Source organism: Mucilaginibacter sp. CSA2-8R (genome assembly GCF_038806765.1).
GTDB lineage: Bacteria > Bacteroidota > Bacteroidia > Sphingobacteriales > Sphingobacteriaceae > Mucilaginibacter.
On the sequence record NZ_CP152389.1, the window covers coordinates 5,258,407 to 5,274,553 of the forward strand.

The 16,147-nt window shown below is 44.5% G+C and carries 12 protein-coding genes and 1 riboswitch; of the genes, 9 read left to right on the plus strand and 3 right to left on the minus strand.

Annotated elements, in window-relative coordinates; translation table 11 throughout:
- Positions 1-178: 178 nt before the first annotated feature.
- The 3 genes from ileS to AAGR14_RS22330 are packed head-to-tail and all read left to right on the plus strand — an operon-like array spanning position 179 to position 4,566.
- Complete coding sequence (ileS, locus tag AAGR14_RS22320) at positions 179-3,571, plus strand: isoleucine--tRNA ligase (RefSeq protein ID WP_342646459.1); 3,393 nt, start codon at positions 179-181, stop codon at positions 3,569-3,571.
- A complete protein-coding gene (locus AAGR14_RS22325) occupies positions 3,571-3,957 on the plus strand; it encodes a TraR/DksA C4-type zinc finger protein (protein WP_342646460.1) in 387 nt (128 codons plus the stop codon). Before ileS ends, AAGR14_RS22325 begins: the two co-directional genes overlap by 1 nt.
- 3 nt (positions 3,958-3,960) lie before the next feature.
- Positions 3,961-4,566 (plus strand): lipoprotein signal peptidase, encoded by a 606-nt coding sequence (locus tag AAGR14_RS22330; protein WP_342646461.1) that lies wholly within the window; start codon positions 3,961-3,963, stop codon positions 4,564-4,566.
- A 98-nt stretch (positions 4,567-4,664) separates the two neighbouring features.
- Here AAGR14_RS22330 and AAGR14_RS22335 read toward each other — a convergent pair whose 3' ends face one another.
- Positions 4,665-6,257 (minus strand): S41 family peptidase, encoded by a 1,593-nt coding sequence (locus AAGR14_RS22335; protein ID WP_342646462.1) that lies wholly within the window; start codon positions 6,255-6,257, stop codon positions 4,665-4,667.
- Positions 6,258-6,351: 94 nt separating this feature from the next.
- Here AAGR14_RS22335 and murQ point away from each other — a divergent pair, with 94 nt between their 5' ends.
- The 6 genes from murQ to metF all read left to right on the plus strand — a co-directional run bounded on the left by murQ (position 6,352) and on the right by metF (position 14,108).
- Entirely contained in the window at positions 6,352-7,158 is an 807-nt protein-coding gene (murQ, locus tag AAGR14_RS22340; RefSeq protein ID WP_342646463.1) for an N-acetylmuramic acid 6-phosphate etherase, read from the plus strand.
- A gap of 136 nt (positions 7,159-7,294) precedes the next feature.
- A complete protein-coding gene (locus tag AAGR14_RS22345) occupies positions 7,295-7,861 on the plus strand; it encodes a hypothetical protein (RefSeq protein ID WP_342646464.1) in 567 nt (188 codons plus the stop codon).
- Positions 7,862-7,922: 61 nt separating this feature from the next.
- The gene (locus tag AAGR14_RS22350; protein WP_342646465.1) at positions 7,923-8,654 is read left to right on the plus strand and encodes a Bax inhibitor-1/YccA family protein; all 732 of its coding nucleotides are present in this window, start codon (positions 7,923-7,925) and stop codon (positions 8,652-8,654) included.
- Between the two features lie 115 nt (positions 8,655-8,769).
- Positions 8,770-8,884, plus strand: a riboswitch (SAM riboswitch).
- Between the two features lie 129 nt (positions 8,885-9,013).
- Complete coding sequence (gene metH, locus AAGR14_RS22355) at positions 9,014-12,688, plus strand: methionine synthase (protein ID WP_342646466.1); 3,675 nt, start codon at positions 9,014-9,016, stop codon at positions 12,686-12,688.
- Positions 12,689-12,747: 59 nt separating this feature from the next.
- Positions 12,748-13,155 (plus strand): four helix bundle protein, encoded by a 408-nt coding sequence (locus AAGR14_RS22360; protein ID WP_342646467.1) that lies wholly within the window; start codon positions 12,748-12,750, stop codon positions 13,153-13,155.
- The gene (metF, locus tag AAGR14_RS22365; protein WP_342646468.1) at positions 13,152-14,108 is read left to right on the plus strand and encodes a methylenetetrahydrofolate reductase [NAD(P)H]; all 957 of its coding nucleotides are present in this window, start codon (positions 13,152-13,154) and stop codon (positions 14,106-14,108) included. The genes AAGR14_RS22360 and metF overlap by 4 nt, the downstream gene beginning before the upstream one ends.
- 80 nt (positions 14,109-14,188) lie before the next feature.
- Here metF and AAGR14_RS22370 read toward each other — a convergent pair whose 3' ends face one another.
- A complete protein-coding gene (locus AAGR14_RS22370; protein ID WP_342646469.1) occupies positions 14,189-14,794 on the minus strand; it encodes an HAD family phosphatase in 606 nt (201 codons plus the stop codon).
- A gap of 40 nt (positions 14,795-14,834) precedes the next feature.
- Entirely contained in the window at positions 14,835-16,139 is a 1,305-nt protein-coding gene (gene thrC / locus AAGR14_RS22375) for a threonine synthase (protein WP_342646470.1), read from the minus strand.
- Positions 16,140-16,147 lie beyond the last annotated feature (8 nt).

The window sequence follows — 16,147 nt, forward strand, 5'->3', positions numbered from 1 at the left end:
GCTACAAAAAACAATTATGGTGCTTTACACTAACGCTTTACAAACTCATTTTAAACGCATTAACAATTTGTTAAACTTATATCATTATAAACACTACCGTACATTTCCACATTTCAAACTAAATTATTACTTTAAAAATCCGTAATTTTGCGCCTCTTAATTTTTGTGGAAAACACTGATGTACAAGGAATATAAGCAATTAAATTTATCACAAATAGGCAAGGACGTGCTGGAGTTCTGGCAGCAGAACAACATTTTCGAAAAAAGTATCAGCAGTCGTCCAGCCAGCAACCCTTATACTTTTTACGAAGGTCCGCCATCGGCTAACGGTATGCCCGGCATTCACCATGCCATGGCACGCTCTATTAAAGACATTTTTTGCCGTTACAAAACCCTTAAAGGTTACCAGGTAAAACGTAAAGGCGGCTGGGATACCCATGGTTTGCCTATTGAGCTGGCGGTCGAAAAATCGCTGGGTATTACCAAAGACGACATCGGTAAAAAAATCTCCATCGAAGATTATAACGAAGCCTGCCGCAAAGAGGTAATGCGCTATACCGACATCTGGAACGACCTTACCCTGAAAATGGGTTACTGGGTTGACCTGGAAAATCCGTATGTAACCTACGAAAACGAGTATATCGAAACCCTTTGGTGGATTTTAAAGCAGCTTTACAACAAAGGCTGGTTATACAAAGGCTACACCGTACAGCCATACTCGCCAAAATCGGGTACCGGTTTAAGTTCGCACGAATTAAACCAGCCGGGCACTTACAAAATGGTGAAAGATACCACCATAACGGCCCAGTTCTTTTTAAAGAATGACCAGCAGCACCCGCTGATGTCGACCCTATTCAGCGAACCTGGCGAAGAAACCGCCATTTTAGCCTGGACTACTACGCCGTGGACTTTACCATCTAACTGTGCGCTGGCCATTGGCGAGGACATTGAATATGTAAAAATCAGCACGCTTAACCCATACACCTTTAAACCGGTTAGCGTAGTGCTGGCTAAGGCTTTAGTAAACAAATACTTTAAAGCCGAAGGCGAGAATGTTCCTTTTGAAGATTACAAAGAAGGCGACAAGGTTATCCCGTGGATGGTTAAAGCTTCCATCAAAGGTGCCGACCTGGTGGGTTTACGCTATCATCAGTTAATGCCGTATGTGATTAACGACGACCTGGAGAAAAATGCGTTCCGCGTTATCCCTGCTGACTTTGTGACTACCGGCGATGGTACAGGTATCGTGCATACCGCATCCGTTTTTGGTGCGGATGACTTTAGAGCCTGTAAAGAAAATAACGTACCATCAGTAATGGTGCTGGACGAAACAGGCAAAGAAGTGCCGCTGGTAAACAAGCAGGGCCGCTTTGTTGACGAGGTGACCGATTTTGCCGGTCGTTATGTTAAAGAAGAATACTATACCCCTGCCGAGCGCGAAGAGGCTGGTTTTAAAGCTACCGATGTATTAATTTCCATCAAGCTTAAAGAAGATAACAAAGCCTTTAACGTTCAGCGTTACGAGCACAGTTACCCGCACTCGTGGCGTACGGATGAGCCTATTTTATATTATCCGCTGGACAGCTGGTTTATCAAAACCACAGCTGTTAAGGATAAACTGATTGAGCTGAACAAAACCATCAACTGGAAACCCGAAGCTACCGGCACCGGCCGTTTTGGTAACTGGTTGGAGAATTTGGTGGACTGGAACCTGTCGCGCTCGCGTTACTGGGGTACACCACTGCCTATCTGGCGCGAAGAACATGGCAGCGAAGAAAAATGTATTGGCTCTATTGAGGAGTTAAATCAGGAAATTGCACGCTCTATTGAAGCCGGTTTTATGCCGCAGGGCTTTAAGCTGGACGATATGCACCGCCCTTATGTGGATGATGTAGTGTTAACCTCATCAACCGGCAAAAAAATGTTCCGCGAGCCTGACCTGATTGACGTTTGGTTTGACTCGGGTGCTATGCCTTATGCACAATGGCACTTCCCGTTCGAGAATAAAGAAGAGTTTGCCAATGCTTATCCGGCCGATTTTATTGCCGAGGGTGTTGACCAAACGCGCGGCTGGTTTTTTACCCTGCATGCCATAGCGGTAATGCTGAGCGAAGCCAGCGACGAGGTTAAAGCCGTAAACCAGCAGGTAGGCAACCAGGGCATTGCGTTTAAAAACGTAGTATCTAACGGTTTGGTGCTCGATAAAAACGGCAACAAAATGTCTAAACGTTTAGGCAATGCCGTTGACCCGTTTGATACCATTGAACAGTACGGTGCTGATGCCGCCCGCTGGTACATGATTAGCAATGCATCGCCCTGGGATAACCTTAAATTTAATATTGAAGGACTGGATGAAGTACGCCGCAAGTTTTTTGGTACGTTGTATAACACCTACTCATTCTTTTCGTTGTATGCCAACATTGATCAATTCGATTACAGCAGTCCCGAAGTTGAGTTGAGTCAACGCCCGGAAATTGACCGCTGGATTTTGTCATTACTGAATACCTTAACCCAAGAGGTTGACGCGTTTTATGCAGATTTTGAGCCAACCAAAGCAGCCCGCGCTATTCAGGATTTTGTGGATGCACACCTGAGCAACTGGTACGTACGCCTGAGCCGCCGCCGTTTCTGGAAATCTGATAATTCTGAAGATAAAACATCGGCTTACCAAACTTTATACACCTGTTTGGTAACCATCGCCAAGCTGATGTCGCCTATAGCACCGTTTTTTGCCGAGCGTTTATACAATGACTTAAACACCGCTACCGGCAAAGAGCAGTTTGAGTCTGTTCATTTGGCCGATTTCCCGGTTTACCAAACCGAACTGGTGGATAAAGCGCTGGAAGAGCGCATGCAGTTAGCGCAGGATATTTCGTCGCTTACCTTGTCGTTGCGTAAAAAGGTAGGCATCAACGTACGCCAGCCGTTGAGCAAAATATTATTGCCGATACTGGATAAAAACTTTGAGCACAAGGTAGAGCAGGTTAAAGAGTTAATCCTGTCAGAAACCAACATCAAAGCTATTGAGTACATTACCGATACTGCCGGCTTTATTAAGCGCAGGATTAAACCAAACTTTAAAGCTTTAGGTCAAAAGGTGGGTAAAGACATGAAAGCCGTAGCCCAGGCCATCACCGAGTTTACCCAAGAAGATATTGCAAGCCTGGAAAGCCAGGGAAGCTTTACGCTTAAGGGTACCGGCCACACTATTTCGACTACCGATGTTGAGATTAGTGCCGAAGACGTACCCGGATGGCAGGTGGCAAACTTAGGCAAACTAACCGTTGCTTTAGATGTTACCTTAACCGAAGAACTGAAACAGGAGGGCATATCACGCGAGTTGATTAACCGCATCCAGAACTTGCGTAAAGGAAATAACTTTGAAGTAACCGATAAAATTAATGTACGCCTGAGCAACCATCCGTTGATCAGCGAGGCGGTTAAAAACAATTTATCCTATATTTGCGCCGAAATTTTAGCGGCTGACATCCAGTTAGATAACGAACTGACCGAGGGTGAAAAAACCGTTATTGACGATAACGAAATATTAATATCTATCAGTAAAATATAATGAGCACACCACAACAGGAAAAAACAAGATATTCAGACGCAGAACTGCAAGAGTTTAAAGAACTTCTTTTAGACAAAATCCGCATTGCACGCGAAGAACTGAATGCACTGGCTTCATCATTAAGCAACCCTAACCTAAACGGCACTGATGACACCGCCGGCACTTATAAAACTTTAGAAGACGGTTCTGCCACTTTAGAAAAAGAGCAGATTAACCAGTTAGCTGCTCGTCAAAAAAAGTTTATAGAACAGTTAGAGGCTGCTTTGGTACGCATTGAAACCAAAACGTATGGTGTTTGCCGCGTAACCGGTAAGCTGATACCCAAAGAACGCCTGCGTGCCGTGCCGCATACCACGATGAGCATGGAAGCCAAACTGAAGCAGTAATACATGAAGGCATCTTACATAAAACCTTTTTTATTAGCTTTTTTAGTTATCCTGGCAGACCAAGCCATTAAAATTTGGGTACGCAGCAATATGTACCTTGGACAGGAAATACATTTTCTGGGCGACCGAGGTATGCTACTGTATACCGAAAATAATGGGATGGCCTTTGGCTGGGAATTAGGCGGCGTGGCTGGTAAACTGGCCTTGTCGTTGTTTAGGGTATTTGCCGTAATTGGCATTGGCGTGGCGCTGGTTTATTTAATTAAGCATAAACATCCGCGTGGCCTTATCCTTAACGTAGCACTTATTTTTGCCGGAGCTTTGGGCAACATTATAGATTCTACCTTTTATGGGATAATTTATAAATATGCTCCTATATTTCAGGGCCGGGTAGTAGATATGTTTTACTTCCCTATTATACAGGGCACATTTCCGGCATGGTTACCGGTTTGGGGCGGCGAAGAATTTAAGTTTTTCAGGCCCATCTTTAACCTGGCCGATGCTGCCATCTCTGTAGGCGTAATTCTGATCTTAATTTATCAAAACCGCTATTTTAAAAAGCAGGAAGAAGAAGTAAGCAGCCCGCATAACGAGGTTGTTGAAGAATAGATGCTTTTAACCTATATAAAAGCAAAACGGCCGCTTGAATAAATTCAGCGGCCATTTTGCTTTACCAATGTTTATCTGTTTTTGTTGATTACTGATTATTAGTTTAAAGCGGCTTCGGCTTTAGATATAGCCAAATCATTTTGATTAATGATGCGGTAATACCACTCATTTCCCCATTTAAAACGGGCGCCTTGTGCTTTCAGTAACAGCTTCATATAATTTTTAGCCAAGGCAATTTCATGCGAGTCCATCTCTTTAAGCATTCCGGCAGCATACACAATAAAGCGGGTCAGTTCATCATCCGTTACACTGTAATACTGCACATATTCGCTAGGCGTTTTATAGTTTTTTAATATTCCCTGCATGTGGTCAATTACGTAAGCTGTAAATAGCTGGCTACGGCTCAACTCATTAATTAAAGGCACATTAATGGCTGCATCCTCCGGTACAAATACATCGGGCATAATACCGCCGCCACCATATACCTTTTTACCGGCGCTGGTATGGTAAGTAACTGAAGTATTAAAGGTGCTGTCGTCTGCATTATTTTGCGCTACATACAGCTCCCCTTTTTGCAAGCGCTCGCTTAACTCGTTCCGGTAACTCTCGGTACCCTTTTTATAAGATTTTTGTATGCTTCGGCCCGACGGTGTAAAATACCTGGCCACCGTTAAATTTAAAGCCGACCCATCATCAAACGAAAACTGCTCCTGCACTAACCCTTTACCAAATGAACGGCGGCCTACAATTACGGCCCGGTCCAAATCTTGCAATGCGCCGGCCAATATTTCGCTGGCAGATGCCGAATGTTCATCAATCAATACAGCCAGTTTACCGTTCTCATATACGCCCGAATCGGTAGCAAAATAATCGGTACGCGGTTCGTGCTGTCCCTGGGTATAAACAATCAGTTTGTTTTTAGGTAAAAACTCATCGGCCAGTGCGGTTGCGGTATTTAAATAGCCACCGCCGTTACCCCTTAAATCAAGCACCAGCTTTTGCATGCCATTGGCTTTAAAACGCTTTAAGGCAGTCCTGAAATCGGCATCAGTAGTAGCACCAAACTTTCCAATCTTAATATAGCCTGTCCCCGGCGAGATCATGTACGAAGCGTCCAGGCTGCTCATGTTGACGTGGCTATGTTTGATATGGTAATTTTTAACCGTTTGCTCGCCATAAGCAATCACCCCAAAATCCAATCCGGTATCTTTTTTATCGGTAAAGGCTTCGCTTACTTTTCCGGGATCCAAATGAGTACCTGCAAATGGCCGGTCGTTTAAGGTAACCACCTTGGCCCCATTAGGTAAACCGGCCTTAGCCGCCGGCGACCCTTGAATTACCTGCGCAATAAACAGCGTATCGCGCAGTATTTGCGATTCCACGCCAATGCCATCAAAACCGCCTTCCAGTTTTTCTGACAATGACTCTGCTTGTCTTTTGTGGAGGTAAACTGAATGCGGGTCTAGCTTTTGGAGCAGGTTGTTAATAGCCACCCCCTCAACACTGTCAATATTAAGCGAGTCGACGTACTTTTTACGAACTAATTTCATTACCCGGTCCATCTTATCGTTACCGGTCATTTGGTATGGCTCGTCAACGTCAGCCGTACGCCTATTTAGTAGCAAACCAATAGCAATGCCGGCAAGTAACAAGATTACCGATCTGAAAATAATAACTGCTGTTTGCTTCATAAATCCCCGTAACAAAAATACGTATTTGAATGTGTATGCGTTGCTGTAGTTGACGGAATTTTGCCGAATTTTGTTACAGATTTGTAAGAAAGAAATGATAAATACTACAGAGCAAGACTCACATTATACCCACTTGGAGCAACTACCGGTTGCCGAGTTACTCCAGCACATTAACGAGGAAGACAGAACCGTACCCGAGGCAGTAGCCAAAGCCATGCCCCAGATAGAAAAACTGGTACAGGCCGTAACCGAAAAGATGAAAACCGGTGGCCGCCTGTTTTACATTGGCGCCGGCACCAGCGGCCGTTTAGGTGTAGTTGATGCCTCGGAGTGCCCACCAACCTTTGGTGTGCCTTTTGATTGGGTAGTAGGCATTATTGCCGGCGGCGATGGTGCCATACGCAAAGCTGTGGAGTTTGCCGAAGATGACGACCAGCAGGCCTGGAAAGATTTACAGGAATTTGATATTACTGCTAATGATGTGGTAGTAGGCATTGCTGCCTCGGGCCGTACGCCTTATGTAATTGGCGGTTTACGTAAAGCTAACGAAGAAGGCTTGACTACAGGTTGCATTGTTTGCAATGCCGGCAGCCCGGTAGCCGCCGAAGCCCGATACCCTGTTGAAGTAGTAACCGGCCCCGAGTTTGTAACCGGCTCTACCCGCATGAAAGCCGGTACCGCCCAAAAGCTGGTACTAAACATGCTGACTACAGCGGTAATGATACAACTGGGCAGGGTAAAAGGTAATAAAATGGTGGATATGCAGTTAACTAACCATAAGCTGGTTGACCGCGCAAACCGCATGGTTATGCAGGAAATTGGTGTTGATGAACAAACGGCAGCCCAACTTTTAAACGAGCACGGCAGCGTTCGTAAAGCGGTTGATGCGTACAAAAAATAATATGCAGATATGCTAATGTGCGTATGTGCAAATGAATAAAAGAGAACTATAATTTAAAAGAAAAAGCAGGTAGGCACAACGTACAAGCAAAACATTTGCACATACGCACATTAGCATATCTGCATATTTATAACACATGCACGAAATAGAGCCATACTACAGGTGGAGAGATGATTATGTAGCGGCAGAGGATGAGTATTCGCCTTTTTATGCTACGGTGTATAATGAGTTTGAGTTTGATAAGCAGGTTTATAATTATTTGCTGCACCCGCAATGGGATTCGTTTGGCTCTAATACATTATATTTAAAAGTATTGTATGCCGATTATGATCGCGGCTATGTGATCATAGAGTTTATTGGCGAATGGAACGATGCCATCAATAATGACATCATGACGCTGAAACGAGAGATTATGGAGTTAATGATTGATAACGGCATTAACAAGTTTATACTGATAGGCGAAAACGTATTAAACTTTCACTCGTCTGACGATTGTTATTACGAAGAGTGGTTTCAGGATGTGGAAGATGGATGGATTGCGGGTATCAATTTCAGGGAACATGTGATTGAAGAATTCAAACAAAACAATATTGATTACTACATCAATTTTGGTGGAGGCCTTGATGAATTAAACTGGCGCTCATTGAAACCCTTACAGGTATTTAAACTGGTAGAAGAGCAATTAATGCGCCGCCTTACTTAAACTTTAAAGCTGTTTAAGTGTCTAAAATATGTTATACCTTTAACCTGATTAATTTATAAAAATGGAAAGTAATAATTTTGATTATCAATACAAGAATGTAATACAACTGGACGACCAGGCTTCATCGCGCAAGTTTATCGCCAATGTATTTATGTGGATGTTTGTTGCGCTGGGCATATCTGCCTTTTGTGCTTACTTATTTGCTACCGACATTAATTTATTAAGCAAACTGATTGACCTGAGCACCGGTCGCAGAACCGGCCTGGGCACTGTAGTAATGTTTGCGCCTTTAGCATTTGTTATGCTGATGTCGTTTGGCTTAAATAAAATATCAGCGCCGGTACTCACGGTTTTATTCATCTTGTTTGCAGCGCTGATGGGTACAAGCTTAAGCTTTGTGCTATTAGTTTATACGGCATCATCAGTATTAGGTGTGTTCATCACGGCTTCGGTAGTTTTTGGTATTATGGCCATAGCCGGTTATACCACCACACAAGATTTAACTAATTTTGGTTCGTTGATGGTGATGTTGCTGTTGGGCATCATCGTAGCATCAGTAGTAAACATGTTTATTGCCAGTCCGGGTTTAAGCAAGGCTATTAGCTATATTGGTGTAGCTGTGTTTGTGGGCTTAACCGCTTATGACGTACAAAAATTAAAACGCATAGGCGCGGGTTTGGAATACGGCCTGGCCGATACCAAAAAAATGGCTATCATGGGTGCACTGAGTCTGTATATGGACTTCATCAACCTGTTTTTATCTTTGTTAAGGATATTTGGCAGCCGTAAATAAGTGCTGTTTCATTTAAATTTTAAGCATGGGCTGCCCGCAAAGGCGGCCCTTTTTATTGGGGCCGATTGTAAGGTTTAGCATTTGGATTTGACGGCCCTATTTTGCAACTTTGTACTGCTTATAGAGAAAGACGGAGGGACTGGACCCTGCGAAGTCTTAGCAACCTGTGCTTACAAGGTGCTACATTCTACTTAAAACGGTTAACTATCAGGTTTTAAGACAGATAAGCGAGAGTCAAGATTCCAAACCGCCGACTTTTCGACATAAGCTATTTTAATATTAAGTACCTAAGATTAGGCATTCAAAAACGTGATGCAACTACCTCTTAATACTTGATACTCAATACCTGATACTAAAGAATGAATATATACGAACAATTACAAAAACGCATATTGGTAATTGACGGCGCCATGGGAACCATGATACAGCGCTATCAATTAACGGAAGACGATTTTCGCGGGGAGCGTTTTAAAAATCATCCGTCGGATTTAAAGGGCAACAACGATTTGCTTAACCTTACCCGTCCGGATGTTATCAAAGCTATTCATGCCGAATATCTGGATGCCGGGGCCGATATTATTGAAACCAATACTTTCAGCACCCAACGCATTAGTTTGGCCGACTACCATATGGAAGAACTGGCTTACGAGTTAAGCTACGAAGGTGCACGACTGGCCCGCGAAGCGGCTGATGAATACAACCTGAAAACACCTGATAAGCCCCGTTTTGTAGCCGGAGCTGTTGGCCCTACCAACCGTACCGCCTCATTATCTCCCGATGTAAATGACCCGGGCTATCGTGCCGTAACGTTTGATGACCTGGCTGAGGCTTATTATGAGCAGGTTCGCGGTTTAGTTGATGGAGGTTCGGACCTTTTATTGATTGAAACCATTTTTGATACGCTGAACGCCAAAGCAGCCTTGTTTGCCGTGCAGCGGTACGAGCACGAGTCGGGCAAAAGGCTACCCATCATGATTTCGGGTACCATTACTGATGCATCAGGACGTACCCTGTCGGGGCAAACCGTAGAGGCGTTCTGGAACTCCGTCCGCCATGCCAACCTGCTTTCGGTAGGTTTAAATTGTGCTTTGGGTGCCCGCGAAATGCGTCCGTATCTCGAAGAATTATCAGAAAAAGCAGATGTGTTTATTTCTGCCTATCCTAATGCCGGCTTACCTAACGAATTTGGCGCATACGACGAAACACCGCATGAAACGGCCCACCAGGTTGATGATTTTACTAAAGCCGGTCTGGTCAATATCGTAGGTGGTTGTTGCGGTACCACGCCCGACCACATCAAATGCATTGCCGATAAAGCCGCTAAACACGCACCCCGTCAAAAACCGGAGGTAGCGCCATACATGCGCCTAAGTGGCCTGGAAGCCGTCACCATTACGCCTGAGGCTAACTTTGTAAACGTAGGCGAGCGTACCAACATCACCGGTTCGCCTAAATTTTCAAAACTCATCCTGGCCGAAAACTATGAGGAGGCGCTTACCGTAGCTCGCCAGCAGGTAGAAGGCGGTGCCCAGGTCATCGACATTAACATGGACGAGGGCATGATTGATTCGGAAGCCGTGATGGTGAAATTTTTAAACCTCGTAGCCTCCGAACCCGATATTGCCAAACTGCCCATCATGGTCGATTCGTCTAAATGGACGGTGATTGAAGCCGGTTTAAAATGCCTGCAGGGCAAAGGTATTGTAAACTCCATTTCGCTTAAAGAAGGCGAAGAAAAGTTTAGAGAACAAGCCCAAAAAATATTAAGCTATGGAGCCGCTACGGTGGTGATGGCTTTTGATGAACAAGGCCAGGCCGACAATTACGAACGCCGTGTCGAAATTTGCAAGCGCTCATACGACATCCTAGTGAACGAAATTGGTTTCCCGCCGCAGGATATTATTTTCGACCCGAATATCCTTACCGTTGCCACCGGTTTGGAGGAACATAATAACTACGCGGTCGACTTTATCAACGCCACCCGCTGGATTAAAGAAAACTTACCTCATGCCAAAGTAAGCGGCGGGGTGAGTAATATTTCCTTCTCTTTTAGAGGAAACAACGTAGTACGCGAGGCCATGCACTCGGCGTTCCTGTACCATGCCATTAAAGCCGGTATGGATATGGGCATTGTAAATGCCGGTATGCTCGAAGTTTACGAAGAAATACCCAAGCCACTTTTAGAACGGGTAGAAGACGTACTGCTTAACCGCCGGCCCGATGCTACCGAACGTTTGGTAGAGTACGCCGAAACAGTAAAAGCTAAAGGCAAAGAAATAGTAAAAGACGAGGCCTGGCGTAACGAACCGGTTGAAAAGCGATTATCGCATGCCTTGGTTAAAGGTATTGTAGAGTACCTGGACAATGATGTGGAAGAAGCACGTCAAAAATATGCTCGTCCGCTCGAAGTGATTGAAGGCCCATTAATGGATGGCATGAACATCGTGGGCGACCTATTTGGGTCGGGTAAAATGTTTTTACCTCAAGTGGTAAAATCAGCCCGGGTAATGAAAAAGGCTGTAGCTTATTTGCTTCCGTTTATTGAAGAAGAAAAGCTAAAAAATGCTGATGCCAGTCAGCGCAGCAATGCCGGTAAAATATTGCTGGCTACGGTTAAAGGCGATGTACACGACATTGGTAAAAACATTGTTGGCGTAGTTCTGGCCTGTAATAACTTCGAAATTATAGACATGGGCGTTATGGTGCCCGCTCAAAAAATTATTGAAGAAGCCAAAAAGCAGCAGGTTGATATTATCGGCCTAAGTGGCCTCATCACGCCATCTTTGGATGAGATGGTGCATTTTGCCAAAGAGATGGAGCGCGAAGGCTTTACCGTTCCGCTGATTGTTGGCGGTGCTACCACATCACGTATCCATGCTGCCGTAAAAATTGCGCCTAATTACTCTGGTCCTGCTATTCACGTACTGGATGCATCGCGCAGTGTTACTGTGTGCAGCACACTAATGAGTAAAGACAACCGCGACGAGTATATTCAAAACATTAAGCTGGAATACGAAAAAGCACGCGAGGCGCATTTAAACAAACGGTCAGACAAGCGCTTTTTAAGCATTGACGAGGCACGGTCAAACAAATACCAGATTGACTTTAAAACCTTCGCCCCGGTTAAACCATCCTTTACCGGCACTAAAGTTTTTGAAGCTTTCTCCTTAAAAGAACTGGTGCCTTATATTGATTGGACACCATTTTTCCATACTTGGGAACTGCGCGGCAGCTACCCCAAAATATTTGATGATAAAAACGTAGGTATCGAGGCTAAAAAGCTTTTCGATGATGCGCAGCAAATGCTGCAGAAAGTAATCGACCAAAATCTTTTACAAGCCAGTGGCGTGATCGGATTTTGGCCGGCCAACAGCGTGGGTGATGATATTGAGTTGTATAGCGACGAAAGCCGCACGCAATTGCGTACCCGTATCCACACCCTGCGCCAGCAAGCCGAAAAAGCGGCCGGTGAACCTTACTATGCTTTGTCGGATTTTATTGCGCCTAAAAAAAGCGGTATCCCCGATTATTTTGGCGGCTTTGCCGTAACTACCGGCATTGGCTGCGACGAATTGGTAGCCCAATACGACGCCGACCATGACGACTATAACAGCATCATGATTAAAGCCATAGCCGACCGCTTGGCCGAAGCCTTTGCCGAAAAAATGCACGAACTGGTCCGTCGTAACTATTGGGGCTATGCACAAGATGAAGAATTAACCAACCAGCAGCTGATTAAAGAAGAGTACCAGGGCATCCGCCCGGCACCCGGTTACCCGGCCTGCCCAGAGCATACCGAAAAAGTGACGCTGTTTGATTTGCTGAAAGCTACGGATAATGCACATATCCATTTAACCGAAAGCATGGCCATGTTGCCCACCGCGGCTGTTAGCGGTTTTTACTTTGCCCACCCGCAATCACGCTACTTCGGCTTAGGCAAAATAGGTAAGGACCAGGTAGAAGACTACGCCAAACGCAAAAACATGTCCGTCGAAACCGCAGAACGATGGTTAGGGCCAAATTTAAATTATTAATTAATTTGTTGCGGGTTTTGAGTTGCGAGTATCGAGTGTTAAAACCTTAATTTGGAGCAATGATTTTTACAAATTTAGATGTATGGAAAGAAGCACGAACCTTAGTTAAGATGGTATACGCAACAACATCTCTTTTTCCAAAAGAAGAACGTTTTGGCCTACAATCGCAAATCAAACGTTCGGTTATATCAATCCCATCAAATATTGCCGAAGGTTGCGGGCGAAACTCTTTGAAAGAAACTTTGCAGTTTTTCTTTATAGCACGAGGGTCAGCTTACGAATTAGAGGCACAATTATATCTTTCTTTTGATTTGAATTTCATAACAGAAGAACAATTAAGTTCTTTGCTGAAACAACTTGAAACAGTTAGAAAATTACTTGGGGGACTTGTAAATTATTTTAGAGCACAATTAAAAAGTCAAGTCACGCAACCCGCAACAAAGAACCCGCAACTGAACAAACCATGAAGATTACTGAGCACATAAACAACGCCAATGGCAAAACACTTTTTTCTTTTGAGCTGCTGCCGCCAATTAAGGGGCAGAGCTTGCAGGGTATTTATAACGCCATCGACCCGTTGATGGAGTTTAACCCGCCATTTATTGATGTTACGTCTTCGCGTGAGGATTTGGTTTATAAAGAACTGCCTAACGGACTGCTCGAAAAGGTAACCTATCGCAGGCGTCCCGGTACGGTGGCGGTTTGTGCCGCCATCATGAACAAGTACAAAGTAGATGCGGTACCTCACCTGCTTTGCGGTGGTTTTACCAAAGAAGAAACGGAGTATGCACTGATTGACCTACAGTTTTTGGGTATAGACAACGTTTTAGTGTTGCGTGGTGATGCCCGTAAAACCGATTCGGGCTTTATTCCTACACAAGGCGGCCATTGCTATGCAACGGAATTGCTGGAGCAGGTGACCAATATGAATAACGGTATTTATCTGCACGAGTACCAGGATTCATCGTACAAAACGGATTTTTGTATTGGCGTGGCGGCATACCCCGAAAAACATTTTGAGGCACCTAACCTGAAAACAGACTTTAAATACCTAAAAAAGAAGGTAGAGGGAGGTGCGCAGTTTATTGTAACGCAAATGTTTTTTGATGTAAGTAAGTACAAAGCTTTTGTTAACCAATGCCGGGCCGAGGGAATCAACATTCCAATCATCCCTGGATTAAAACCGTTGACTACAGCCAAGCAGCTCATCAACCTGCCTAAAATATTTCATATCGATATTCCGGAAGATTTATGCGATGCGGTGCATGCCTGCAAAAGCGATAAAGAGGTAAAAGAAGTAGGCATTGAGTGGATGATTAACCAGTGTAAAGAACTGGTTGAATTTGGCGCCCCGGTACTTCACTTTTATACCATGGGTAACGCCGAGCCTACCAAAAGAATTGCACGGGAGATTTTCTAATTAACCTTAGAAATATTATAAAATAAGAAAGCGGCCTTTGTACAAGCCGCTTTCTTATTTTAATACGTCTGTATGTTTAACTATAAAACATCCCGCTTTACCAGCTCATCTTTCAACGCCTCTGCTGAGGTAAAATGAATGCTTTGAATACCTAAGGCTTCGGCAGCTAAAATGTTGCGGTAGTTATCGTCAATAAATAAAGCTTCTTCGGGTTTTACCTGGTAGCGGTCTAACAATAACTGATAAAAGGCAGGGTCGGGCTTGCGGATTTTTTCGTGGCCCGACACTACCATGCCGTCAAACCAGCTTAAAAACTCGAATTTTTGCTGAGCAATCTCAAACGTTTCGGCCGACCAGTTGCTTAAGGCGTATATTTTATACTTGCCGCTCTCTTTAAGCGCTTTAAAAACGTCAACTGTACCTTGTATGGGTCCGGCCAGCATTTCGTCCCAGCGACCATAAAAAGCGCGGATATTTTCTTCGTGTTCCGGATGCTTACTTATCAGTGCCTCAGTACCTTCTTTCAAAGAGCGCCCTGCATCCTGCTCCTCGTTCCAGTCTGATGTACAAATAGTATCTAAAAAGTGTTGCCGCTGCTCATCATCGGTTATCAGCTTGCGGTACAGGTGGTGCGGGTTCCAGTCTATTAACACTGCACCTAAATCAAATATGATAGTATTTATCATTGGTCTGCCTTCTAATTATTATGCTGCAAAAGAATGGCTTTTAACCGTTACTCAGCAAATAGTTTTTAAACGATGCAAAATCCTTATTCAAAGATACGGCATGCTTCTCGCGGCTGGCCAAAGCACGTACCTGCTCGGGCACATCTACTTTAGATGCGATAGGCTCGGAGAAAACATCCGGAAATTTACATGGATGTGCAGTAGACAAAAACACGCCGGTAATACCCGGATGGTTTTGCTGCCAATCGGTAAGCGCACGCCAGGCAATAGCCGTGTGCGGACAAACTACATAATCGTAGCTATTGTATACGTCCTTAATAGCCTGGTGGGTTTGCTCATCAGTATAGCTATGGCTTTCTACCAGTTGCTTTAACGCCTCAGCATCCTCTTTAAACATATCGGCGATGCGGGCCCAGTTGCTGGGGTTACCTACATCCATCGCGTTGGCAATGGTTTGCACCGAGGGTTTAGGTTCATACATACCGGTTTTAAAATAGGCAGGTACGGTATCGTTAGCATTAGTAGCTGCAATAAATTTGGCCACCGGCAAACCCATTTTCCAGGCCAGCAAACCGGCACCAATATTACCAAAATTACCGCTGGGCACACAAAAAGCTACATTGCTTTTACCCTCACGCAGCAGTTGCGCATAAGCATTAAAATAGTAGAAGGTTTGCGGAATCAACCTAGCAATGTTGATAGAGTTTGCGGAGGTTAACCGGAAAGCTTCATTCAGTTCATCATCCACAAAAGCCTGCTTTACCAAAGCCTGGCAATCATCAAAAGTACCGTCAATTTGCAGGGCACGAATGTTTTGCCCGTTAGTGGTGAGTTGCAATTCCTGTATGTCGCTTACTTTGCCTTTAGGATATAAGATGGTTACCCGCGTGTTCGGCACCCCTAAAAAGCCTAAGGCTACGGCTCCGCCGGTATCGCCCGAGGTGGCTACTAGTACGTCTAACTGCTTCTCGCCTTCCTCTAAAAAGTAACTCATTACCCGGCTCATAAAGCGAGCACCAAAATCCTTAAAAGCCAGCGAAGGTCCGTGGAAAAGCTCGAGCACATATACGTCCTCTTGCAGCTTTACTACAGGGGCATCAAAATTAACGGCATCATTAATCAGGTTGCGCAAGTCATTTTCCGGAATGGCATCGCCTAACAGATGATGAGCTACCTCGAAGGCAATTTGCGGTAAGGTTAGCTTAGGCAGCTGTTCAAAAAAACTGTTAGGCAGGCAGTTAATTTGCACCGGCATGTATAAGCCTTTATCCTGCGGCATACTGTTAAATACAGCGTCTTTGAAAGACACCGCCGACGCCGGATTATTGGTACTATATAATTTCATGGAATGTT

Excerpts from the sequence above, each read along its gene's own strand:
- murQ (WP_342646463.1), top strand. The coding sequence starts at position 6,352 with ATGATAAATACTACAGAGCAAGACTCACATTATACCCACTTGGAGCAA.
- metH (WP_342646466.1), top strand. The coding sequence starts at position 9,014 with ATGAATATATACGAACAATTACAAAAACGCATATTGGTAATTGACGGC.
- AAGR14_RS22360 (WP_342646467.1), top strand. The coding sequence starts at position 12,748 with ATGATTTTTACAAATTTAGATGTATGGAAAGAAGCACGAACCTTAGTT.
- AAGR14_RS22330 (WP_342646461.1), top strand. The coding sequence starts at position 3,961 with ATGAAGGCATCTTACATAAAACCTTTTTTATTAGCTTTTTTAGTTATC.
- AAGR14_RS22325 (WP_342646460.1), top strand. The coding sequence starts at position 3,571 with ATGAGCACACCACAACAGGAAAAAACAAGATATTCAGACGCAGAACTG.
- AAGR14_RS22350 (WP_342646465.1), top strand. The coding sequence starts at position 7,923 with ATGGAAAGTAATAATTTTGATTATCAATACAAGAATGTAATACAACTG.
- metF (WP_342646468.1), top strand. The coding sequence starts at position 13,152 with ATGAAGATTACTGAGCACATAAACAACGCCAATGGCAAAACACTTTTT.
- AAGR14_RS22335 (WP_342646462.1), bottom strand. The coding sequence starts at position 6,257 with ATGAAGCAAACAGCAGTTATTATTTTCAGATCGGTAATCTTGTTACTT.
- ileS (WP_342646459.1), top strand. The coding sequence starts at position 179 with ATGTACAAGGAATATAAGCAATTAAATTTATCACAAATAGGCAAGGAC.
- AAGR14_RS22370 (WP_342646469.1), bottom strand. The coding sequence starts at position 14,794 with ATGATAAATACTATCATATTTGATTTAGGTGCAGTGTTAATAGACTGG.
- AAGR14_RS22345 (WP_342646464.1), top strand. The coding sequence starts at position 7,295 with ATGCACGAAATAGAGCCATACTACAGGTGGAGAGATGATTATGTAGCG.
- thrC (WP_342646470.1), bottom strand. The coding sequence starts at position 16,139 with ATGAAATTATATAGTACCAATAATCCGGCGTCGGCGGTGTCTTTCAAA.